The organism is Shewanella sp. S1-49-MNA-CIBAN-0167 (genome assembly GCF_040310145.1).
GTDB lineage: Bacteria > Pseudomonadota > Gammaproteobacteria > Enterobacterales > Shewanellaceae > Shewanella > Shewanella psychromarinicola.
Map to the genome: position 1 here is coordinate 1 of NZ_JBEOPO010000420.1, position 248 is coordinate 248.

1 protein-coding gene is annotated in these 248 nt (G+C 45.6%); it reads left to right on the forward strand.

Annotated elements, in window-relative coordinates:
• The coding region (locus tag AAEZ00_RS21880) for a penicillin-binding transpeptidase domain-containing protein (RefSeq protein ID WP_351090118.1) at window positions 1-248 on the forward strand (248 nt) is incomplete at both ends.

Genomic DNA, 248 nt, shown 5'->3' on the forward strand with positions numbered 1-248 from the left:
GATTAGACTACGGCACAATCCAACCGGATGACAAAGTTGATACCTACCCAGGCTGGATGCGCTTAGGGGGCAGCTTAGTACAAGATACCCGTAATCATGGCGAAATGACGCTGCGCGAAATTTTAAAATACTCCAGTAATATGGGAGTAACCAAAATAAGCCAAACAGTACCCAAAGAGTACTTTGTGGGCTTGTATCAAAAAGTGGGGTTTGGCAGTGATAGTGGTACTGGCATGGTAGGCGAAAGT